This window comes from Hungatella sp. SL.1.14 (assembly GCF_024460495.1).
In the GTDB taxonomy this organism is placed as follows: Bacteria; Bacillota; Clostridia; order Lachnospirales; family Lachnospiraceae; genus Hungatella; species Hungatella hathewayi.
On sequence record NZ_JANFYJ010000006.1, the window covers coordinates 127071 to 148441 of the forward strand.

Annotated in this window: 21 protein-coding genes; 14 read left to right on the forward strand and 7 right to left on the reverse strand. The window is 47.6% G+C overall.

Going from position 1 to position 21371, the window contains the following annotated elements; translation table 11 throughout:
* Window position 1: 1 nt before the first annotated feature.
* From NE473_RS08605 to NE473_RS08615, 3 genes are read right to left on the reverse strand one after another with little or no spacing between them, the layout of a single operon-like run.
* Window positions 2–676, reverse strand: a complete 675-nt coding sequence (locus NE473_RS08605) for an amino acid ABC transporter permease (protein WP_006776828.1) — start codon at window positions 674–676, stop codon at window positions 2–4.
* Complete coding sequence (locus NE473_RS08610) at window positions 657–1316, reverse strand: amino acid ABC transporter permease (protein ID WP_006776829.1); 660 nt, start codon at window positions 1314–1316, stop codon at window positions 657–659. The genes NE473_RS08605 and NE473_RS08610 overlap by 20 nt, the downstream gene beginning before the upstream one ends.
* Window positions 1317–1358: 42 nt before the next feature.
* On the reverse strand, window positions 1359–2651 hold the full coding sequence (locus tag NE473_RS08615; RefSeq protein WP_039893414.1) for an O-acetylhomoserine aminocarboxypropyltransferase/cysteine synthase family protein: 1293 nt from the start codon (window positions 2649–2651) through the stop codon (window positions 1359–1361).
* Between the two features lie 427 nt (window positions 2652–3078).
* On the opposite strand from NE473_RS08615, the gene NE473_RS08620 reads away from it, so the two are divergent.
* A complete protein-coding gene (locus NE473_RS08620) occupies window positions 3079–3474 on the forward strand; it encodes an RrF2 family transcriptional regulator (protein WP_006776831.1) in 396 nt (131 codons plus the stop codon).
* 188 nt (window positions 3475–3662) lie between these two features.
* Here NE473_RS08620 and NE473_RS08625 read toward each other — a convergent pair whose 3' ends face one another.
* The 3 genes from NE473_RS08625 to NE473_RS08635 form a co-directional block, all read right to left on the reverse strand.
* Entirely contained in the window at window positions 3663–4544 is an 882-nt protein-coding gene (locus tag NE473_RS08625; protein ID WP_055650814.1) for an MBL fold metallo-hydrolase, read from the reverse strand.
* Window positions 4545–4555: 11 nt separating this feature from the next.
* Window positions 4556–5044 (reverse strand): helix-turn-helix domain-containing protein, encoded by a 489-nt coding sequence (locus tag NE473_RS08630; protein ID WP_117632225.1) that lies wholly within the window; start codon window positions 5042–5044, stop codon window positions 4556–4558.
* 277 nt (window positions 5045–5321) lie between these two features.
* Window positions 5322–6443 carry a response regulator gene (locus tag NE473_RS08635; protein ID WP_006777406.1) on the reverse strand — a complete coding sequence of 374 codons (1122 nt, stop codon included), beginning with the start codon at window positions 6441–6443 and terminating at the stop codon, window positions 5322–5324.
* Between the two features lie 197 nt (window positions 6444–6640).
* Between NE473_RS08635 and NE473_RS08640 the strand changes: the two genes are divergently transcribed.
* From NE473_RS08640 to NE473_RS08700, 13 genes are all read left to right on the forward strand, one after another.
* Window positions 6641–9217 carry a response regulator gene (locus NE473_RS08640; RefSeq protein ID WP_055650815.1) on the forward strand — a complete coding sequence of 859 codons (2577 nt, stop codon included), beginning with the start codon at window positions 6641–6643 and terminating at the stop codon, window positions 9215–9217.
* A gap of 22 nt (window positions 9218–9239) precedes the next feature.
* A complete protein-coding gene (locus NE473_RS08645; protein ID WP_055650816.1) occupies window positions 9240–10241 on the forward strand; it encodes a response regulator transcription factor in 1002 nt (333 codons plus the stop codon).
* Window positions 10242–10496: 255 nt separating this feature from the next.
* Entirely contained in the window at window positions 10497–11828 is a 1332-nt protein-coding gene (gene urtA, locus NE473_RS08650) for an urea ABC transporter substrate-binding protein (RefSeq protein ID WP_055650817.1), read from the forward strand.
* Between the two features lie 50 nt (window positions 11829–11878).
* Window positions 11879–12787, forward strand: a complete 909-nt coding sequence (gene urtB / locus NE473_RS08655) for an urea ABC transporter permease subunit UrtB (protein ID WP_055650818.1) — start codon at window positions 11879–11881, stop codon at window positions 12785–12787.
* Window positions 12788–12819: 32 nt separating this feature from the next.
* Window positions 12820–13941 carry an urea ABC transporter permease subunit UrtC gene (gene urtC / locus NE473_RS08660; protein WP_055650819.1) on the forward strand — a complete coding sequence of 374 codons (1122 nt, stop codon included), beginning with the start codon at window positions 12820–12822 and terminating at the stop codon, window positions 13939–13941.
* 19 nt (window positions 13942–13960) lie between these two features.
* Window positions 13961–14743, forward strand: a complete 783-nt coding sequence (urtD, locus tag NE473_RS08665) for an urea ABC transporter ATP-binding protein UrtD (RefSeq protein ID WP_006775448.1) — start codon at window positions 13961–13963, stop codon at window positions 14741–14743.
* A 16-nt stretch (window positions 14744–14759) separates the two neighbouring features.
* Entirely contained in the window at window positions 14760–15476 is a 717-nt protein-coding gene (gene urtE, locus NE473_RS08670) for an urea ABC transporter ATP-binding subunit UrtE (protein WP_050797839.1), read from the forward strand.
* 62 nt (window positions 15477–15538) lie between these two features.
* Window positions 15539–16180, forward strand: a complete 642-nt coding sequence (gene ureA, locus NE473_RS08675; protein WP_039892416.1) for an urease subunit gamma — start codon at window positions 15539–15541, stop codon at window positions 16178–16180.
* A complete protein-coding gene (gene ureB / locus NE473_RS08680; protein ID WP_006775451.1) occupies window positions 16181–17899 on the forward strand; it encodes an urease subunit beta in 1719 nt (572 codons plus the stop codon).
* Window positions 17900–17929: 30 nt separating this feature from the next.
* On the forward strand, window positions 17930–18412 hold the full coding sequence (locus NE473_RS08685) for an urease accessory protein UreE (protein WP_006775452.1): 483 nt from the start codon (window positions 17930–17932) through the stop codon (window positions 18410–18412).
* Window positions 18413–18457: 45 nt separating this feature from the next.
* Complete coding sequence (locus NE473_RS08690; RefSeq protein ID WP_117632246.1) at window positions 18458–19147, forward strand: urease accessory protein UreF; 690 nt, start codon at window positions 18458–18460, stop codon at window positions 19145–19147.
* A gap of 84 nt (window positions 19148–19231) precedes the next feature.
* The gene (gene ureG, locus NE473_RS08695; RefSeq protein ID WP_006775454.1) at window positions 19232–19846 is read left to right on the forward strand and encodes an urease accessory protein UreG; all 615 of its coding nucleotides are present in this window, start codon (window positions 19232–19234) and stop codon (window positions 19844–19846) included.
* Complete coding sequence (locus NE473_RS08700; protein WP_167594034.1) at window positions 19797–20723, forward strand: urease accessory protein UreD; 927 nt, start codon at window positions 19797–19799, stop codon at window positions 20721–20723. The genes ureG and NE473_RS08700 overlap by 50 nt, the downstream gene beginning before the upstream one ends.
* Before the next feature lie 221 nt (window positions 20724–20944).
* On the opposite strand, the gene NE473_RS08705 is transcribed toward NE473_RS08700, so the two are convergent.
* Window positions 20945–21175 carry an HPr family phosphocarrier protein gene (locus NE473_RS08705; RefSeq protein WP_006775456.1) on the reverse strand — a complete coding sequence of 77 codons (231 nt, stop codon included), beginning with the start codon at window positions 21173–21175 and terminating at the stop codon, window positions 20945–20947.
* Window positions 21176–21371 lie beyond the last annotated feature (196 nt).

Consider the following 21371-nt stretch of genomic DNA (forward strand, 5'->3'; position numbering starts at 1 on the left):
CTCACCTCCATCGTTTCTCAAGGTATTTCGCCAAAAGGCTGATTGGCCAGCAGGCAATAAAATACAGGAAGAATACCGTTAAGTAAATTCCGAATGCAGCATTGGGACTGCCCATCCGGTTTGCCTCTATAATCTGCTGGGCAACCTTCAGTACCTCCACGACGCCAATCATCAGGATCAGGCTTGTGGTTTTAATCATTCTTGTGATGAGGTTGATTGACAGTGGAATTAACCTCCGCACGGCCTGCGGCAGAACAATGTACTGATAGCTCTGTATTCTCGACAGTCCCAGCGCCTCAGCACTTTCGTACTGGTGTATGGGAATGCTGATCAGAGAACCCCGGACCAGATCACTCATTTCCGCCGCTCCCCAGACTGTGAATACAATCACAGATGCCAGCTCCCCGGATAGGTCCCAGCCAAAGGCTCTCGTGGTGCCGAAATAGACGAGGAACAGTAACACCATCTGAGGCATAATCCGGACAAATTCCAGGTAACATCGCAGGATCGCCCGGCAGATTGGATTTTTCCATGTCATGAGAATGCCCAAAATGATTCCCAATGGGATACTGATGGCGACGGAAATCATGCTGATTTTGAGTGCTGCGTCTAATCCGCCAAGGATACGGGCAAGATTTTTCCCTTTCAGCAGCACCTCAAGACCCAAATCCGGCATAGCGTGACCTCCTTTCCAGGAGGCTTCCCAAAACGGAAACCGGAAGCAAAATAATAAGATAGAACACTACCAGCAGGAAAAGGCTCTCCGCAGTTTTGTAATACAGTCCAATCAGATCCTTTGCTGTAAACATTAAATCCATAAGGCTTATGGCAGAGAATACGCTGGTTTCTTTCAGCAGAAAAATCACATTCGCCATAAATGCCGGAACGCTGATGGAAAATGCCTGCGGCAAGATTACATAAGAGAAAGTCTGCAGTTTACTGAGCCCGAGACTATATGCGCTTTCCTCCTGGATTGGCGCAACCGCCTCAATCCCACTGCGAAATGCTTCTGACATATAACTCCCGCCGAGGAAAGCCAGTCCTGCAACACCGCACGCAGCGGCATCTGTCTGAATACCTATTTTGGGCAGGCCATAATAGATGAAGAACAGCTGCACCATAAGAGGGGTGTTCCGGCTGATTTCAATGTACACAGATACGATCCTGCGGATGACCGGAATCTTATAATACTGAATGATGGTACATAGTAACCCAATCATGATGGCGGCCGCTATCCCCATAAACCCGATTTTTACTGTCAGTACCGCTGCTTTTTGGTATAACGGCAAATATTTCCCGATAATTTCCCAGTTCAAGCCAGCCGCCTCCTTCTATCTCAATTTCATTCCTATTACTTGTTATAATGAAGCAAACCCATTCTCTAAGTCAGCGAGAATATCATCAATATGCTCTGTGCCGATGGACAGGCGGATAGTATTCGGCTTAATGCCCTGATCCAGCAACTCTTCCCTGGAGAGTTGGGAATGGGTGGTACTGGCCGGGTGAATTACGAGGCTCTTTACGTCGGCTACATTGGCAAGCAGGGAGAAGATTTTCAGATTGTCAATAAACCTCCAGGCTTCTTCCTGGCCGCCCTTAATCTCAAAGGTGAAGATACTGGCCCCTCCGTCGGGAAAATACTTCTCATACAATGCGTGGTCGGGATGATCCGGCAGGCTGGGATGATTCACCTTTTCCACCTGTGAATGATTAGACAGATATTCCACCACTTTCTTCGTGTTTTCTGCATGACGTTCCAGGCGCAGGGAAAGGGTTTCCACGCCCTGCAGAAGCAGGAATGCGTTGAAGGGGGAGAGAGTTGCACCCGTATCACGGAGAAGGATGGCACGGATATAGGTGACGAAGGCTGCCGGGCCTGCCGCGTCCACAAAAGAGACACCGTGATAGCTGGGATTGGGTTTTGCGATAGGATCGTATTTACCGCTGGCTTTCCAGTCAAATTTGCCGGAATCCACGATGATACCGCCCAGGGTAGTGCCATGGCCGCCGATGAACTTGGTGGCAGAATGGACTACGATATCCGCGCCGTGTTCAATCGGGCGGATGAGGTATGGGGTGCCAAAGGTGTTATCAATCACAAGCGGCAGACCGTGTGCATGGGCAATCTCTGCAATTGTATCAATGTCCGGGATATCGCTGTTTGGGTTTCCCAGCGTTTCCAGGTAGACAGCTTTGGTATTTGGCCGTATGGCGGCGGTTAGTTCTTCAAGGTTATGGGCATCCACAAAGGTTGTGGTAACTCCGAACTGGGGGAGCGTGTGTGCCAGCAGATTATAGCTGCCGCCATAGATTGTTTTCTGTGCTACAATATGATCCCCGGCTTGTGCCAGAGCCTGAATGGTATAGGTGATTGCGGCAGCACCAGATGCAGTTGCCAGTGCAGCAGCGCCGCCTTCAAGCGCGGCAAGCCGCTTTTCCAGTACGTCCTGCGTCGAGTTTGTAAGGCGTCCATAGATATTGCCTGCATCTGCAAGCCCAAAGCGCGCTGCGGCATGTGCTGAATCATGGAACACGTAAGAGGTGGTCTGATAAATGGGAACTGCTCTGGAACCGGTGGCAGGATCGGCCTGCTCCTGTCCAACGTGGAGCTGCAGGGTTTCAAATTTGTATTCGTTTTTATATTTACTCATATTTGTAATCTCCTTTGGATTTATATTTGTCGGTTCAATCGGCTGCTGTTCCGGTTTCAGCAAATAAAAAACCGGAAGCTCATCACAAGCTCCCGGGCAAATGGCATACGATATGCTGACAGATCAATTAAGCATTGTATCGAGGCAGTCAGCTATGCTGCAATCTGCGCATAACCGCACCCCAGCCATATAATATGCCCGGGAGTTTCGCATTCGACAACACATGACAGTATTAACTTTGAGGGTATAGAATCCGGTCATTGCTTTCGCCTCCTTTCCTGATGATCAGCTCAAAACTGATGCGCTTATAGTATCACCAATCGCCTACTATGTCAATAGGTGATTTGGAAAAATTTTGAATATTATTGATTTACCTATTCACCCTGCGGTATAATAGGCATAAATCACAGAAAGGACGGTGTATGGTATGATTTCAACAAAAGGACGCTATGCTCTTCGTGTCATGATAGATCTGGCGGAACATGGTGGTGAAGGATATATTCCTTTGAAAGAAGTGGCAGAGCGGCAGGAAATCTCTAAAAAATACCTGGAGATCATTGTAAAAGAGCTTATCAAAGGAAAGATGCTGATTGGGCTGGGAGGACGTGGGGGCGGGTACAAACTTTGCCGTAAGCCGGAAGAATATAAAGTAGGTGAGATATTGGAATTAATGGAAGGCTCGCTTGCTACCGTTGCATGTCTTTCCAAGGATGCCAAACCCTGCAGCAGGGCCGCCATATGTAAAACCCTTCCTTTATGGTCAGAGTTTGATAAAATGGTCCATGACTATTTTTATGAAAAAACACTGGCGGATTTGTTATAAACTTTATAGTAGGGGACTCTTTAGGAAGCTGACATTGGCAGGATAAGAATATATTCAGAATGTCGGTGTATTGGCTCTTTCCAAGAGGAAGAACAGCCATAACTGTAAGCTGCGGCTACAGTTATGGCTGTTCTTCTTAAGAGGTTGTTTATCTTTTGTTTATAGGCCTTTAATAACAACGTATTTCATCAGTTATTCTTTTTCCATAACAGCATGTTGTTTTCAAAGCAGGCATTTATTCTATTCGTATCGTTGAGCCATGCAAGATAGGAGCGTACCGTACTGCCAACAAGAACATACTGCTCAAAATTCATGGTTAACGAGTAGTCAGTAAATAGCTTTTGTAAAATCATTTCAAAGCAGAGCGGATCTTTGCAAAGATCTGTAATCTTTTTTGCAATTTCTAAAACCTTGTCAATGTTATATTGTGCTAAAGGTGCAATATCGTTTGTTGCTTCCGCGTGTGATGGTACAAACATTTCAGCATTTAATGTTTGCACCATTTCAAGAGTCTTGATGTATGCAGCAATGTCGTAAACGAACCCAATTTGATACTTGTCCAATGTTTCCATGCTCGACAGGCAATCCGCAAGAAAAATAACATTATCTGGTGTACGGTAACCAACCATGTCAAAGAAATGTCCCGGCAATCGGATTACCTCAAAGCCTTTTGGCAGATTATCTTTTGTTAAATATTCTACATCGCTTTCTTGTGCCATAAGGAACTTATGCCGTAAAGCCTTTGGGGGAAACGCTCCATAGAGGAAAGATGGTTCTAAAAGCGGATGGCGTGTAAAATCGCAGTCAATACCCGGAGCATAGATTTTGCACATGGTCTGTCCCTGCAGATATTTGTTGCCTCCTATATGGTCAGCGTTAGAATGAGTGTTGTAAATTGCTTTTAACCGCCAATTATGTGCTTCCAGAATTTGGCGTACCTTTCGCCCGGAATCCTTGTCATTTCCGCTGTCAATCAAACAAACATCCTTCTCATTCTCTACATAAAGTCCTATTTTGGCCGGGCTCTGGATATAATAACTATTTGTTCCCACCTGAATTAATTCATACATTTTGGAATGCCTCACTTTTCATTTTTGGAATAGAAGATCATATCATAAACGGTGCAGCTATCAGCAAAGGGATTGTTGTATTCGTGGGGGATGTCTGCGTGAAAACGGATTGCCTGATTTTCTGTTACGATAATTGTTTTTCCGTTCAAAACAAGCTGCAAACTGCCATGCAGGACAAAAACCTGTTCCTCTACACCGTCATTATGTTTATCTGACGTATGCTTACAGTCTGGCTCAAAGGTAATGTAAAAGGATTCAACACTACGGATTGGATCATAAGCAAATATGGGGTAGGCCTTCATTCGCCCGTTATCCTCAAGTATGACGTTTTGCTCCTCTGCGGCAGCAATGGTATATTCTGATGATTGCTCCTCCAATAGAAGTGAGAGCGGAATTTTCAGACCGGTGGCTATTTTCCAGAGAGTGTTGATTGTTGGGGAAGATTGTCCCCGCTCAATTTGTCCTAACATCATTCCAATCATTTCAGTTGGTGTTGTCATGCTTCCTTCTTTCAAGTGCCTAATTAATAATTCTTTTGTATATTATAACATACATAAAAGAAAATACAATGTAATAAAACATATCACATAAATGAAATTTTAGTAGTTAATAAGGGGGTTTCATATAAAAGCATTGAAGTTTTTTAACCCATCGTGTATACTATGAGCATTTAATAAGGTATTCCGTTCATTAGTATTCAGGTATACTCATCAATAATACAGAAGGAAACAGGGCATTCAACGGCGAATGATAACGTTGAATGCCCTGCTTTTTCTTTTAAGGGGTCCGACTGGAAGAGAATAAAGGTGTAAGTTTTACTGGAAATTTCAAGGTTACGGTTGCTCCTTTCCCCTTTTTTCCAATGATGGAAATGGTACCGCCGTGCTTTTCCATGATTCGCTTTGAAATGGCAAGACCGACGCCGGTTCCCTCGTATTCTGCCTGGGTATGAAGACGTTCGAATACACGAAAAAGGCGGCCGGAGTCAGTCATATCAAATCCGGTACCATTATCTTTCACTTCCAGAAGAGTGTGGGAGGAGGTCTGGCGGGCAGAGATGGTGATAACCGCTGGATCACGGCCTTTTGTGAATTTAACAGCGTTTCCTATAATATTCTGAAACAGCAGTCTGAGGAGAGTGGGATCTCCCGGAATGGGCGGACAGGCAAACTGGGAATCGGACAGGAGGATGACGCGGTCTGGCTCAAGGCTGGACAGCTCCTCAAAGATTTCACGGATCATGGCTGCTGCGTCCAGAAGTTCCGGATGGTATTTGACTGTTGTCATCTGTGAAAAATCAAGAAGACGCCCGATCATGCTTTCCATCTGAATGCATTTTTCATCGAGGCGGGACAGGATTGCTTCTGTGCCTTCGGCGATACCTGTGGGGGAAGAGAAAAGCTCTTCACGCAGACAGCCTGTCAGCTGTTTCATTACCTGAACCGGAGACTTCAAATCGTGGGAGACACTGTGACAGAACTGATCCATCTCCTGGTAGGCGGCTTTTAAGCGGCGGGCCTGTGTGACGATCTGGACGTGAGTGCTGACTCTGGCCAGTAGTTCGGAAGCATGGCATGGTTTTATAATATAGTCCTGGGCACCGGCTTCAAACCCTTTTTGGAGGCTGTCATGGTCCCCGGAGGCTGTCATGAATAAGATGGCCGTATCTTCGTACCGGGAACTGGACCGCAGCTTTTGGCAGACGGTAAAGCCATCGATATCATCCATGTGGATATCCAGCAGAATAAGATCGGGGATTTCACGCTCTACCAGGTGTAACGCAGCAGATCCGCTTATTGCCGCCCGGACTGAATAGCCGTGTTCTTTCAGGAGTGATGCCGTGATCCGCAGTTGTTCCGGCATATCGTCAACAATGAGAATGACAGCAGATTCTTCCATATTTATTGCCTCCGTACTTTTTTGCTTATATTATACCGTTTGCACTAAGTTCATAAAAGACCTGACCAAGTGGTTGGGATAGTTCGAATCAGGTTCGTGAGGGGGTGTACCCAGTGCTCATAGTATACCATGTTCACAAAATTCGTAAAAGCCATTCCTGAATATTTTTTGGAAAACAGTAGAAACAGAGGATATAAATGAAAAGAAAATTTCGTTTTAATCAGAAGATTATGAATTGTATAGGAGCGGCTGCACTGATTTTTGTGGTGCTGGCCATGATTATCAGCACGTGGAATGTTAAGCGGTCGGTGGCTGCCGAGGTACGGGTGGCTGCTAAACGAGATCGATGCGGAAAACTGTGTGAGGAATTAAAAGAAGCTGCGGATTACTTGTCAGAACAGGCAAGGTTGTATGCGGTTACTGGGGATAACTCATGTCTGGAAAGATATTGGGAAGAGGTGCATTCGGGAAAACGACGGGACGGGGTTGTAAAGCGTTTAGGTGAGTTGGGACTGGATGACAGAGACATGAGACTGGTCGAATCAGCAAAGAAAAATTCGGATCTACTTATTTATCTGGAGACGCGGGCTATGCGCCTGGCCGCGGATGGGAAGGGGGAGAATGAGGAAGTGCTGCCTTTGGAGGTCCAGACTTATGTTCTGAATGTCGTGGAGGCGGCTATGACTCCGGAAGAAAAACGTATGGAAGCCATATCTCTGCTATGCGGAGATCGGTATGCGGGGGAGAAGAAGGTTATCGACCAGTACGCTTCGGAGTTTATGGAATCTGCTGTTAAACGGATGAACGAGGAGCTGGCGGCAACGAGGAGAAGAACGGACCGCGCTCTTGTCATGTTGTGGGGGTTACAGGGAGCCTCTATGCTTTTGTTCCTTTTATATGCTTTTTTCTGCTATCGCGGAACTATATATCCGGCGCTTGCCTATCAGATGTGTCTTGAGGAAGGAAGAGCAGCGGAGTTAAAACCTGATGGAATTTCAGAAATTTACAGGCTGGGGCAGTCTGTTTTGAATATGTATTGTCGGATGGCGGAGGCTATGAAGGCTAAAGACGAATTTCTGGCATCTGTCAGCCATGAGATCAGGACTCCTCTGAATTCGGTAATCGGATGTGAAACGCTGCTTAAACAAACGAGATTAAATGAAAAACAGCGAGAATATCTGGCCTGTATGGAGACAGCTTCGAAACAGCTTCTGGATATGGTTAATGAACTTCTTGATTATGCAAGTCTGGAGAAGAAAATGGAAATACAGGAGACAGAGTGGAGCCTAAGAGAGGCGGCGAAGGATCTTGAAAACAGTTTCTGCTGTTTGGCGGTGGAAAAGGGGCTTGAATTTTCAGTTGAGGCAGATGACAAAGTTCCGGAGCAGGTATTAGCAGATGAAGGAAAATTTCGGCTGATTGCAGGAAATTTGATTTCGAATGCAATAAAGTTTACGGATGAAGGCCTGGTGCATGCGGAACTTTTATGGGAGAAAGGTACGGAGGATGAAGGCGTTTTGGTTCTGCGTGTGGAAGATACAGGTAGAGGAATAAAAAAGGAAGATGAAGAACGGATTTTCGAGGCGTTTGAGCGTGGGAGTAAGGAGGAGAGCGCTCCAGTAGCAGGAACGGGGCTGGGGCTTGCGATCTGCCAACGGACTGCCGGACTTTTGAGGGGTAGCTTGACAGTGGAGAGCTGCTGGAGAAAAGGCAGCGCTTTTACGGCGAGGATTCCGATGAAGATAGGCGGACCAAAAAAAGGGGATTTTTGCCGGGCTTTGGTATTGCTTGTAGATGATAACCGGATCAACCGCAGGATTCAGAAGGAGCTGTTTGCTGTACTGGGAGTTGCAGTTATGGAGGCGGAAAGCGGGGAGGAAGCGGTCCGCATGGCATCTGAAAGGCATTTCGACCTGATTTTTATGGATCTGCGCATGCCGGGAATGAGTGGATATGAGGCGGCTGGGAGGATTCGTAGTTTAAAAACTTTTCAATGTCCTATTATTGCGTTAACAGCCGATGGGAAGGCACAGATAAGAGAAAGAGCACTTGCATACGGTATGGAGGAGGTGGTGATGAAGCCAATCAGTCTGGCCGAACTGGAAAAGGTATTGAAAACATACATATCACCATCCTGCCTTGACGTGGAACTTGGAATTGGGAGGCTGGGTGGAAATGAATTGCTTTACCGGCAGGTGACTGAAATGTTTGCGGAGGAACACGGCCGGGATGGAAAAAAGCTGATGGATTTGGCAGAAAAAGGTGATAGTGAAGAAATTTATGCACTACTGCATGCATTAAAGGGGGCGTCCGGCGCTATCGGGGCGGAGCCGCTGTCAAAGGCCTGTGAAAGATTGGAAGATGAACTGAAAGGAGAAGAGCTTGTCAAAGGAGAATTAAAGGAGAGGGTATGCCGGATTGAGAAGCTGGTTAAGGATTTGATTGGAGATATGAATAAGAAACTGAATGAGGAACCGATTGGGAAAATGCCAGTTGAAGTCTCGGAAAGTGCCTGCATGAAGTTTGAGGAAAATCAGAAGAATATGGAAGAAATCAGCCTTAATGAAGTCATAAGATTCTCCGGTGAGCTGCAGAAAGACTTAATCAAAGAATGGTATGGCATGGTGGAGCGGGCTGATTTTGCGGCGGAGGAGTTGTGGAGCGACAACCGGGAGGTCTTTATCTCTGCCTTTGGACGCGGCTGTGCGGAGCAGCTGGAGAGAGCGCTGCTGCGGTTTGACTATGAAATGATTCTGCAGCGGATAAAAGTATGATTTGCAGAAAGGAGAGCAGTATATGTACCGGATACTGTTTGTTGAAGACGATGAGGCAATCAGATTTTTAGTGTCGAAATACCATTTCTGGAAACAGTCAGATTTCTCGGTGGCCGGTGAGGCCGGCAACGGGAAGGAGGCTTTGGCGCTGATGGCACAGAAAACATACGATGTGGTGATCACAGACATCCGTATGCCAGTTATGGATGGGCTGGAACTCTGTCGCCAGATGAAGCGGCGGGGATATGAGATGCCTGTAATTCTTGCCAGTACCTACAGCGATTTTGCTTATGCGAAAGAGGGGATGCGGCTGGGGGCTCTGGAGTACATAGAAAAGCCCTACAGTTGTGAAAAGATGGAGGAGGCTTTGGAGATTGCCAGAAACTATCTGGAACAGAATGGGGACAGGCAGACTGAAATGCTGTATCACAAGCTTCTGGAAGTGACGGAGACGACAGGGGGCATTGCAGCTGAGATAATAAAAGGCGAAGAGTTGCGTTTCCAGGGACAGACATTAAAAGTTCGGGCGACCCTGGAGAAACAACTGGAACTGGTGCTGGAGTATATGGGAAAACAGGCACCGTGGATACCGGTACTCGATAAGATGGATGTCTGTATTGGAGAACGTGTATTGACGGATGTGGAGCGGGTACTTCAGGAACTTCGGTATCTGATCGACCGTTACCATCTGGAGAAACCAGACAGTATGATGGTACGGATTACCACCATAATCAGTGAGAGTGTTTTGCAGGAACATATTCAGGATATTGTCGCTGAGGAGATGGGATTCAGCAAGGATTATCTGGCAAAGCAATTTCGGGGCAAAATCGGAATTACCATGTCGGAATACTGTATGCGGGTAAAAATGGAGTATGCCAAACGACTTTTAAAAGACACGAATAAGAAAGTGTACGAAATTGGTGAAGAACTGGGGTATACGACTGTGGACTATTTTACCCGGCTGTTCAAGAACTATACAGGATGTACTCCGGCATATTATAGGAAATACGGAGATGTGGTGTGAGAAGGCCCGGCATTTTTCTGGAATTTCGACCTGACTGATTTCACGCTTGCTCAGTGATTTCCGGATTTGTCATGTGTAATACCGGATTTGTAAGGTTTTTTTCTTTAAAAAAATCCGCTATGATATATCCATGTTTTAGATCACACAAGAAAATATGGATAAGTAAGAGCAGACGAAGCTGTCGGTAAACTCCCGGTACGGGAGACCGACAGCTTTTTCCTGTTGTACAGGCAGAATCAATAAGGAGGACAAAGAATGAGAAAGACTTTATGGAAGAAATTAGGAGCTTTGGCAGTAACGGCGGTGACTGCAGTTTCACTGGCGGGGTGCAGCGGCGGTGCGATGTCGGAGATAGGAAGTCAGACAACAGCGGCAGATTCCGCTGCGGAAAGCAGTCAGGCAGAACCACAGGCGGCGGAAGCGGAGAGTGATTCCACAACGGCAGCGGTTACGACTTCCGCAGGAGAAACCATCAAGGTGGGAATCCTCCATTCTCTAAGCGGTACCATGGCAATCAGTGAAACCTCTGTAAGGGATGCGGAACTGCTGGCTATTAAAGAGATCAATAGCGCCGGAGGCGTTCTTGGAAAACAGATTGTTCCTGTGGTTGAGGATGGGGCTTCGGATAACGCCACATTCAAGGAAAAGGCGGAGAAACTTCTGTTAAATGACAAGGTGGCTACAGTATTTGGCTGCTGGACATCAGCCAGCAGAAAGGCGGTTCTACCGACATTTGAAAGCAATAACGGACTTTTGTGGTACCCGGTTCAGTACGAAGGCATGGAGTCTTCTCCGAATATCTTTTATATCGGTGCGGCGCCAAATCAACAGATCGTGCCGGCTATTGAGTATATGAATGAAAATTATGGAAAGAAAGTATTTTTACTGGGATCAGACTACGTATTCCCGCGTACTGCCAATTCCATTGTAAAAAAACAGGCAGAGTCGCTGGGGATGGAGGTTGTGGGAGAGGAGTACACGCCCATGGGCCATACGGATTACACGACGATCTTAAGCAAAATTAAACAGGCAGAGCCTGATTTTATCTTTAATACACTAAACGGAGATTCCAATGTTGCGTTTTTCAAACAATTTAAGGATGCAGGATTAACTCCGGAACAGATTCAGACTCTGTCCGTATCTATCGCAGAGGAAGAGGCAGCGGGTATCGGAGCCTCCTATCTGGAGGGCCATCTCACGGCATGGAATTATTATCAGACCACCGATACACCGGAGAACAAGAAATTTGTGGAAGCATACAAAGCGGAATACGGCACGGACCGTGTGACAGATGATCCCATTGAAGCCGGTTATGATGCGGTATATTTATGGGCGGCGGCAGTGGAAGCGGCTGGTTCCACTGATGTAGATTCCGTAAAAGCAGCAGCGGCAGGCATATCCATAGAAGCGCCGGAGGGAACAATTACAATTGACGGAGAAAATCAGCATATCTATAAGCCGGTACGCATCGGAAAGATCAACGAAGAAGGCTTAATTGATGAAGTGTGGAGTACACCGGAGCCGGTGAAGCCAGATCCATATTTAAAGGGGTATGACTGGGCGTCAGGTCTTGCCGGAGCACAGTAGATGCTAAAATGCCGGAAGTGTGTCCGGTAACATGAGATGGGAGGAAATGTATGGAACTGTTTTTAATGCAGCTGTTTAACGGAATCAGCGTAAGCTCAATTCTCCTGCTGGCCGCGCTGGGACTCGCCATTACCTTTGGGCTTATGGGGGTCATTAACATGGCTCACGGCGAATTCATCATGATCGGCGCCTATACGGCGTATGTGGTGCAGAATATATTTCAGGCGTATTTCCCGTCGCAAGTGTTTGATGTCTACTGTATCGTGGCAATTATCCTTTCGTTTCTGGCGGCTGCGTCTTTGGGCTATGTGCTGGAGCGGCTGGTGATCTGCAGGTTGTACGGGAGGGCGGCAGACAGCCTTCTGGTCACCTGGGGAATCAGTCTGATCTTACAGCAGGCGGCCAGGAGTATCTTCGGCTCCCCCAATGTAGGGGTAAAGGCTCCTGCATTTTTGGAGAGAACCATCCGGATATCCGGGATGGTGGCGCTTCCCATGAAGAGAATTTTCATCTTGCTGATTGCCGTGTGCTGCCTTACCGGAGTTTATGTGCTGATGTATAAGACGAGGCAGGGGCGGAATATCAGAGCGGTCATGCAGAATCGCGAGATGGCCGCCAGCCTTGGGGTGAATACGAAACGGATTGACTCCATGACATTCGCTATCGGATCAGGGCTGGCCGGACTGGCCGGCTGTGCACTGACATGGATCGGCGCTATCGGGCCGACACTGGGAACGAATTATATTGTGGATACTTTTATGACTGTTGTTGTAGGCGGCGCGGGAAGTATCTTAGGTTCTGTGCTGGGAGCCGGATTTATTGGAATCGGACAGACAGCGTTCGAATTTTTGACCAGCGCTTCCATCGGCAAGGTGCTCATCTTCGCGTGTGTCATCGTCCTGCTTCAGTTCAGGCCCAAAGGAATCTTTGCGGTACAGAACCGGGCACTGGAAGACTAGAGGGTGTTTGAATCAAAACAGGAGGCACAGGTATGAATCAAAGGAAAAAAATCAAGGGTACGACAGTTCTGGCGCTGCTTATATTTCTGGTTCTCGCCGTCATGCCCTTTTGCATGTCCATGTTCCGTGTGGGACTGTTTGGAAAATATATGTGTTTTGCCATTATAGCCATCGGGCTCGATATGATCTGGGGCTATACCGGTATCCTGAGTCTGGGCCATGGTGTCTATTTTGGCTTGGGAGCATACTGTATGGCCATGTATTTAAAGATGGAGGCCAGCGGCGGTCTGCCTGATTTTATGACGTGGAGCGGGGTGACGCAGCTTCCATTTGTCTGGCAGCTGTTTGGAAATCCGGCATTTGCTATCACCATGGCGCTTCTGGTGCCCGTGGCACTGGCAGTCCTTGTGGGATATCTGACCTTCAATAACAAGATTAAGGGAGTTTACTTTTCCATCCTGTCACAGGCTATGGCACTGATCATGAGTACACTGCTGGTCGGCAGCCAGGCATTTACAGGCGGCTCTAACGGCCTGACGGATTTTAAAACGATTTTCGGACGCAATATCAATGAACCGCTGACAAAGATTACCATGTTTTATGTCACACTGGCCTGCCTGATTGCTGTATATGGCTTATGCAGATTCCTGACGGGCCGCCGGATTGGTAAAGTGTTTATCGCTATCCGTGACGGCGAGAACAGAGCCGGATTTGCCGGATACAATACGGCAAAATATAAGGTGTTTGTCTATGCACTCTCAGCCATGATCGCAGGGCTGGCTGGTATGCTGTATGTGGGGCAGGTGGGAATCATTTCTCCAGCAGAGGTAGGGATTGTCCCATCTGTGGAAATGATTATATGGGTGGCCATCGGAGGCAAAGGAACGCTGGCAGGCCCCATACTTGGAGCACTGGCCGTAAATGGGTTTAAGACCCTGGCGAGTGAGAATTTCCCGGAGCTGTGGTCGTATTTTATAGGAATTCTGTTTGTCGTTGTGATTCTGTGGCTTCCGGGTGGGTTTGTATCCTTAAAAGAAGTACCGGGTCGGATCCGGAATGCGGTGAAGAGGCGCCGGGAAGAACGGCCGGAATTGATGGAAGATCGGGAGGCTTATCCTGCTTCTGCAAAGAAGAACGGGCGGACGGCATCATGAAGAAAGGGAGGGAAAGCATATGACACAGGCGGAAGTCCTCATGACACCGGAGGAAGCTCCGGTGCTGACTATCGAAGATGTGAGCATTCAGTTCGGTGATTTTAAGGCGGTTAAACATGTTTCCACGGAGGTCGGAAAGAATGAGGTCCGGTTCTTTATCGGACCCAACGGTGCCGGAAAAACGACGATTCTTGATGCTATCTGCGGAAAAAACCGTGTAAGTGGAGGCCATATTATCTTCCATGGTGAAAATGGCACGAAAGATGTATCAAAAATGAAGGAATACGCTATCTCAGATTTGGGAATCGGCAGGAAATTCCAGGCCCCCAGTGTGTTCCAGGGTATTACCATTGAGGAAAATATGGAACTGGCGGTGGCAAGACGCCATTCCCTTTACTCCACTACCTTCCGAAAACTGTCAAAAGAAAAGCAGGATTACATGAACCATGTTCTGGAATTCATCGGACTGGCGGATAAGCGGTTTAAATATCCGGGAAGCTTATCCCACGGCGAGAAACAGTGGCTGGAGATCGGTATGCTTCTGGCGGCCAGACCGAAGCTTATGCTTCTCGATGAGCCAGTGGCAGGCATGGGGCGCAAGGAAACGGAAAAAACAGCCGAAATGCTTCTGGATATCAAAAAGGAGTGTTCCATTATCGTAGTGGAGCACGACATGCAGTTTGCCAGGGATGTATCGGATACGGTCACTGTCTTTCATGAAGGATCTATTCTGGATGAGGGTACAATGGAATCGGTACAGCAGAATCAGAAGGTGATCGATGTTTATCTGGGCAGGAGCTGAGAGGAAAGGTGAAATTATGGATAGAACAGAACTGGAGAATAAAGCGGCGTTTGAACTGGCAGGCCTCTATGCAGCCTACGGCGATGGTATGGTGCTGCGCCATGTAAGCCTGGAAGCGCCGGTTGGCCGGGTCACCTGTCTGGTGGGCAGAAACGGGGCAGGAAAAACCACCACTTTAAAAGCTGTTATGGGTCTGGTGAAGACGCCAGAGGGAGAAATCCTTCTCGATGGAAAGCCGGTGATCCACCTGCCTTCCTATGAGCGGGCCAAGAGAGGAATCGGTTACGTTCCCCAGGGCAGGGAGATTTTTCCACAGCTTACTGTAGAGGAAAATATTCTTCTGGGCCTGGAAGCAAAGAATGGGAAAGGGGTGATTCCCGATTTTATTTTCGAAACATTTCCAATATTAAAGGAGTTTTTGAACCGAAAAGGCGGGGATTTATCTGGCGGCCAGCAGCAACAGCTGGCAATCGCCCGGGCCGTGGTTGCAGAACCAAAGATTTTGATACTCGACGAGCCTACGGAAGGAATCCAGCCTTCCATTATTCAGGAGATCGGACGCGTGATTACCGGGCTTAAAACCCGTATGGCTGTCCTGATTGTGGAACAGTATTTAGAGTTTGTCATGGAGATAGCGGATTACTGCTATGTCATGGAAAATGGAAGAATTATAATGGACGGTGAGCCGGATTCGCTTGATCAGGAGCGGCTGCAGGCGACCATGTCACTGTAAGAAAAGCGACGCCGGCAGCCGACAGGGCTGACTTAAAAAGAGGAAAGACAGGAGGAATGATTATGAGGCTTACGCCGAAGGAAGAAGAAAAGCTGATGCTTCATCTGGCTGGTAATCTGGCGAAGGAGCGGCGCAGCAGAGGATTGAAACTTAATTACGCGGAGGCTGTGGCTTACCTAAGCTCTGAACTTCTGGAACTGGCCAGGGACGGCAGAAGCGTGACGGAACTGATGGAGAAAGGCCGCGGTATTTTAAATGCGGATGATGTGATGGACGGAGTTGCGGATATGGTGGAGGCGGTGCAGGTAGAGGCTACGTTTCCCGACGGGACGAAGCTGGTAACTGTTCATAATCCGATTGGGCCGGGAATATCGAAACGGACGGACAGAAAATCTGGTGAAGTAATAACACAGGACAGAGATATTATATTAAATGAGGGCAGGGAGTCAAAGAGCGTGACGGTTGCAAACATCGGGGACCGGCCGATTCAGGTTGGCTCTCATTTCCATTTCTTTGAGGTGAACAAACTGCTGAAATTTGACCGGGACGAAGCATTTGGCTTTCGACTTGATATCCCTTCCGGAACCTCTGTACGGTTTGAACCGGGGGAGGAAAAGAAGGTACAGTTGGTGGAACTGGGTGGAAAGAAACTGGTTTACGGCTGTAATGATTTGACGAGAGGAAAAGCGGAAAGGAGAAAATAGGTGAGTTATCGGATAAGCGGAAAACAGTATGCGATGATGTACGGTCCTACGGCAGGCGACCGGATACGGCTGGCAGATACGGATCTGTATGCAGAGGTGGAAAAGGATTATACGAGATATGGGGATGAAATAAAATTTGGCGGAGGTAAAACCATAAGGGACGGGATGGGACAGTCCGTACTAACAACCAGCGCCGGGGGAGATCTGGATCTGGTATTGACCAACGCGCTTATTATTGATTATACGGGAATTTATAAGGCTGATATCGGAATAAAAGATGGAAAAATAGCAGGAATTGGCAAAGCTGGCAATCCCGATATCATGGACGGAGTAACACCTGAAATGACGGTGGGGGCTTCGACAGAGGCGCTGGCGGCGGAAGGACTGATCGTAACGGCGGGAGGAATTGACTCCCATATTCATTTTATATGCCCTCAGCAGATCGACTGCGCTTTGTTCTCCGGAGTGACCACCATGATCGGAGGCGGTACCGGACCTGCGGATGGAACCAATGCCACAACGTGTACGCCGGGACCCTGGAATATTCACAGGATGCTGGAGGCGGCGGAGGAATACCCCATGAATCTGGGATTCCTGGGAAAGGGAAACTGCTCCGACGAGGCACCGCTGAGAGAACAGGTAGAGGCGGGAGCTATGGGGTTAAAGATTCATGAGGACTGGGGGGCCACTCCGGCTGTGATCAACCACTGCCTAAGCGTGGCCGACGAATACGATGTGCAGGTAGCCATCCACACGGATACGCTGAATGAAGGCGGTTGTGTGGAAGACACGCTGGCGGCCATCGGCGGCCGTACGATTCATACATACCATACGGAAGGGGCGGGAGGAGGCCACGCGCCCGATATCATCCGTGCGGCTGGAGCGTTAAATGTGCTTCCGTCATCCACCAACCCGACCATGCCGTTTACGGTCAATACGCTGGATGAGCATCTCGACATGCTGATGGTCTGCCACCATCTTGATAAGAACATCCCTGAGGATGTGGCGTTTGCCGATTCCAGGATCAGACCAGAGACGATTGCTGCAGAGGATGTGCTTCACGATATGGGGGTATTCAGTATGATGAGCTCTGATTCTCAGGCAATGGGGCGCATCGGAGAGGTCATCACCAGAACGTGGCAGACGGCACATAAGATGAAGGGGGAACGAGGGCCGCTTCCTGGAGATAAAGAGGGAAGCGACAACTTAAGAATCCGCCGTTATATCGCAAAATATACGATTAATCCGGCCATTACCCATGGAATTTCCGATTACACAGGTTCTGTTGAAACGGGCAAGATGGCTGATTTAGTCCTGTGGAATCCGGCATTTTTTGGAGTGAGGCCCGATATTATCATTAAGGGAGGCATGATCATCGCCTCAAAAATGGGGGATGCCAATGCGTCCATTCCGACGACGGAACCAGTGATGTACCAGCACATGTTCGGTGCCCACGGAAAGGCAAAATACCGAACCTGCGCCACCTTTGTGTCACAGGCGGCTTATGACAGCGGAATTAAGGAAAAGCTGGGACTTGAAAAACAGGTACTCCCGGTTCACTGTACCAGGACGATTACAAAGAAAGACATGAAGCTCAACGATCTGACGCCAGAGATCTTTGTAGATCCTGAGACGTACGAAGTGAGGGCGGATGGAGTGAAACTGACATCCGAACCGGCGGAGAGGCTGCCGCTCACCCAGATGTATTCCCTGTTTTAAACAGCAGGAGAGAAAGGAAGAACAGAGTATATGATTGTATGTGAGGAGATTTTGGGTAATGTAAAAGATAAGGAATTTTCCGGTTGTTTCAGAGACGAGGTGGAGATCGAATGGCATGAGGCATATAAGCGGATTAACCAGAAAACGACAAAAGGTGACAGGGAGATTGGAATCCGTCTTGGCACGGAGATCCTGACGAGAGGACTGAGGGATGGCGATGTACTGTACCGGGAGGGGGATACGGTGATTACGGTATGTGTTCCCCCCTGCGAGGTCATCGTTATCGATGTGAGGGAGGATCATGCCCGTATGGCATGCAAGGTCTGTTATGAGATTGGAAATAAGCATGCGGCGCTGATGTGGGGAGATACAAAACTCCAGTTTATTACCCCGTACAATGAACCGACTCTGGTACTGCTTTCGAAGCTTCATGGAGTCACTGTCTGGAGTGATGTCAGAAAGCTGGATTTTGACCGGAGTATTTCAAGCAAGGTGAGCAGTCACACACATTAACAGGAAAATTTTGAAATGCAAATTTGGTAAGGAGGGTGGATGCGGATGATGAAACAGGAGAAACGGTATCTGTTGCTTCAGCTTAATGATGCGTTGTTTCCTATCGGCGGTTATTCGCATTCCTATGGCCTGGAAACGTATATTCAGAAAAATATGGTGAACAGCGAAGAGACTGCCGCGCAGTATATTGAAAATATGCTGTTGTACAGCTTTTGCCAAAATGAACTTTTGGCGGTACGGTTCGCTTGGGCTGCAGGGGACATGGAGAACCTGGAGGCACTCCTTCTTTTGGATCAGTGTATTACGGCACAGAGAACGCCTATGGAGGTGCGGCAGGCAGGTGAGAAGATGGGATCCCGATTCGTGAAAACGGTGCAGGCCCTGGCTGCACCGTGCGAGAAGAGTATATTCGCACGGTATGTCCGGGAAGGCGGGCTGAAAAATCATGTGATTGCATATGGAACTTACTGCGCCGCTCATGGAATCGGACAGGAAGAGACACTGGAACATTATTTGTACGGACAGACTTCCGCTATGGTGACCAATTGTGTGAAAGCCATACCATTAAGCCAGACTTCTGGCCAAAAGCTTTTATATGGATGCCAGGATATATTCCGGAAGGTTATGGAACGCTTGGACACGCTGACAGAAGAAGATTTCGGTGCGTCGGCTCCTGGATTTGAAATCAGGTGCATGCAGCATGAGGGATTATACTCAAGGCTCTATATGTCATAATATACCAGGAAAGGGACGCTGCGAGAGAAACTATCAGGAGAGGACTCAGGGAAGAAAACGCCGGGAGAGACAGGGAGGAAAAAGATGAAGTATGTAAAAATAGGAGTGGCAGGCCCCGTGGGCTCGGGAAAGACTGCTCTGATTGAGATTCTGACGAGAAAAATGGCCTCCGATTACAGTATCGGAGTTATCACCAATGATATCTACACGAAGGAGGATGCACAGTTCCTTTGTAAGAACAGCATCCTGCCTCAGGAGCGCATTATCGGTGTGGAGACAGGAGGATGCCCTCATACGGCTATCCGGGAGGATGCCTCCATGAATCTGGAGGCTGTGGACGAGATGATGGGTAAATTTCCGGACATACAGATCATTTTCATAGAGAGTGGAGGAGATAATCTGTCTGCCACCTTCAGCCCGGAGTTAGCGGATGCGACAATATTCGTTATTGATGTGGCAGAAGGCGATAAAATACCACGAAAAGGAGGGCCTGGGATCACGCGTTCTGACTTACTGGTTATCAATAAGATAGATCTGGCTTCGCTGGTAGGAGCCAGTCTCCAGGTGATGGAGCGGGATTCAAAAAAGATGCGTGGAACGAGGCCGTTTGTATTTACCAATATCCGGGGAGATGAAGGGGTGGATCAGATTGTTAAATGGATCAAGCGAAGTGTTCTGTTTGAAGACGGATTTCAGTAAGGAGAACACTGGAGACAGCGGGAAAAATGCATTTGGCAGAACTTCTGTGTTAAATATAAGCGCTTCTGCAAAGGAGGGGAAAACCTACTTAAAGGAACTTGGATTTACTGCGCCCTTCAAGGTTATGACGCCGTTTGAGCAGGAAAACGGTGGTATGAAGATTATGATGCTCATGGCGTCGGCCGGTATCATGGAGGGCGATGTACAGGAAATTTCCATCTGTACAGAAAGGGGAGCCAGTCTGGAATGTACGTCACAGTCATTCGAAAAGATCCACAAAATGGGAGATGGATATGCAGTCCGGAATATCCGCCTGACAGTAGGAGCCGGCAGTTTTCTGGATTACAGTCCAATGCCTGTGATTCCTTTTGCTGATTCCGCGTTCAAGGCGTCAACGGATATTGTGCTGGAGGATGACAGCAGCAGTCTGATCTGGCAGGAGATCATGGCCTGTGGGCGCGCAGCCAGAGGGGAACGGTTTTCTTACCGTTTCTATCACTCTGGCATCCGTATCTGGCAACAGGAAAAACTGCTTTACCGGGAAAAATGTCGTTTTAATCCGCCGGAGACAATGATGGAGGGAATCGGCTTGTTTGAAGGATATTCCCACATGGCCAGTCTTCTTTTGTTTCACATGGGAATAAGTGACGAGCTGCTGACACGTTTTCGGGAATACGTGGAGGGGCTTCCATATGTGTGCGGAGGTGTGACGAGAACCGCTTCGGGAGACGTAGCCGTGCGAATCTTTTCTAATCAGGCGTGGGAAGTGGAAGCGGTATGCAGTACACTGAAAGACTGGGCGAAACAAGACAGGATAGAGTATTTTGCTACAGGCAGAGTAAAAGGGACGAAAAGTTATCGCTCACTTCTCATATAAGATCCGGGTACCCAAAGATTATTGATCTTTGATATTCATTCAGGATAGTCTTTTTATGTAGACCAGTCAATGCTATAATTTTAAGGATTTTTTGTAACTGCCAAATATGTTAAAGGGGCATTATAAAATAGATGAATAGCCCATCTGTTTTACAATGCCCCTTTAAAGTCTGCATTTCCATATAATGTTCACCCGTTGTCATAGTATTTTGTAAAGCAGTATTACGATGCCAGTTCAAATAGTTCATCTAACTGTGCAATACAGTCAGTAACAGAATGAAAGATTACTTCGACTGTTTTAAAGGAAGCCAGAGACAGCACTCCCAAGATGGATTTTCCGTCAACTATGCGGCTTCCGTATTTTACGTCCACATCGAAATCCAGTTTGCTTACCAGATTAACAAACTGCAGGATCTGCTTGGTGTTCTGAAATGTTATAAATTTATGTTCCATAATAAATTCCTCCTCATATTCGGGTTTTCGTTTGGTGATAAACTAAGTTTAACACTTTTCGTTAAAATATGAATGGAGAATACCGATAGGTTATTTGGAAAAAACAGACTTTATATATGAAACTGTAATTAAATTTTTAAATGTAAAGAGTCAGTAGTATTTCCTTGGAGCGGATTCTCTGATAAAAAGTCGCTTT

Coding starts and splice junctions, on each gene's coding strand:
- NE473_RS08620 (WP_006776831.1), top strand. CDS start 3,079: ATGATTTCAACAAAAGGACGCTATGCTCTTCGTGTCATGATAGATCTG.
- urtA (WP_055650817.1), top strand. CDS start 10,497: ATGAGAAAGACTTTATGGAAGAAATTAGGAGCTTTGGCAGTAACGGCG.
- NE473_RS08690 (WP_117632246.1), top strand. CDS start 18,458: ATGATGAAACAGGAGAAACGGTATCTGTTGCTTCAGCTTAATGATGCG.
- urtC (WP_055650819.1), top strand. CDS start 12,820: ATGAATCAAAGGAAAAAAATCAAGGGTACGACAGTTCTGGCGCTGCTT.
- NE473_RS08605 (WP_006776828.1), bottom strand. CDS start 676: ATGCCGGATTTGGGTCTTGAGGTGCTGCTGAAAGGGAAAAATCTTGCC.
- NE473_RS08615 (WP_039893414.1), bottom strand. CDS start 2,651: ATGAGTAAATATAAAAACGAATACAAATTTGAAACCCTGCAGCTCCAC.
- NE473_RS08685 (WP_006775452.1), top strand. CDS start 17,930: ATGATTGTATGTGAGGAGATTTTGGGTAATGTAAAAGATAAGGAATTT.
- NE473_RS08645 (WP_055650816.1), top strand. CDS start 9,240: ATGTACCGGATACTGTTTGTTGAAGACGATGAGGCAATCAGATTTTTA.
- urtE (WP_050797839.1), top strand. CDS start 14,760: ATGGATAGAACAGAACTGGAGAATAAAGCGGCGTTTGAACTGGCAGGC.
- ureA (WP_039892416.1), top strand. CDS start 15,539: ATGAGGCTTACGCCGAAGGAAGAAGAAAAGCTGATGCTTCATCTGGCT.
- urtD (WP_006775448.1), top strand. CDS start 13,961: ATGACACAGGCGGAAGTCCTCATGACACCGGAGGAAGCTCCGGTGCTG.
- NE473_RS08705 (WP_006775456.1), bottom strand. CDS start 21,175: ATGGAACATAAATTTATAACATTTCAGAACACCAAGCAGATCCTGCAG.
- NE473_RS08635 (WP_006777406.1), bottom strand. CDS start 6,443: ATGGAAGAATCTGCTGTCATTCTCATTGTTGACGATATGCCGGAACAA.
- NE473_RS08630 (WP_117632225.1), bottom strand. CDS start 5,044: ATGACAACACCAACTGAAATGATTGGAATGATGTTAGGACAAATTGAG.
- NE473_RS08625 (WP_055650814.1), bottom strand. CDS start 4,544: ATGTATGAATTAATTCAGGTGGGAACAAATAGTTATTATATCCAGAGC.
- NE473_RS08640 (WP_055650815.1), top strand. CDS start 6,641: ATGAAAAGAAAATTTCGTTTTAATCAGAAGATTATGAATTGTATAGGA.
- urtB (WP_055650818.1), top strand. CDS start 11,879: ATGGAACTGTTTTTAATGCAGCTGTTTAACGGAATCAGCGTAAGCTCA.
- ureG (WP_006775454.1), top strand. CDS start 19,232: ATGAAGTATGTAAAAATAGGAGTGGCAGGCCCCGTGGGCTCGGGAAAG.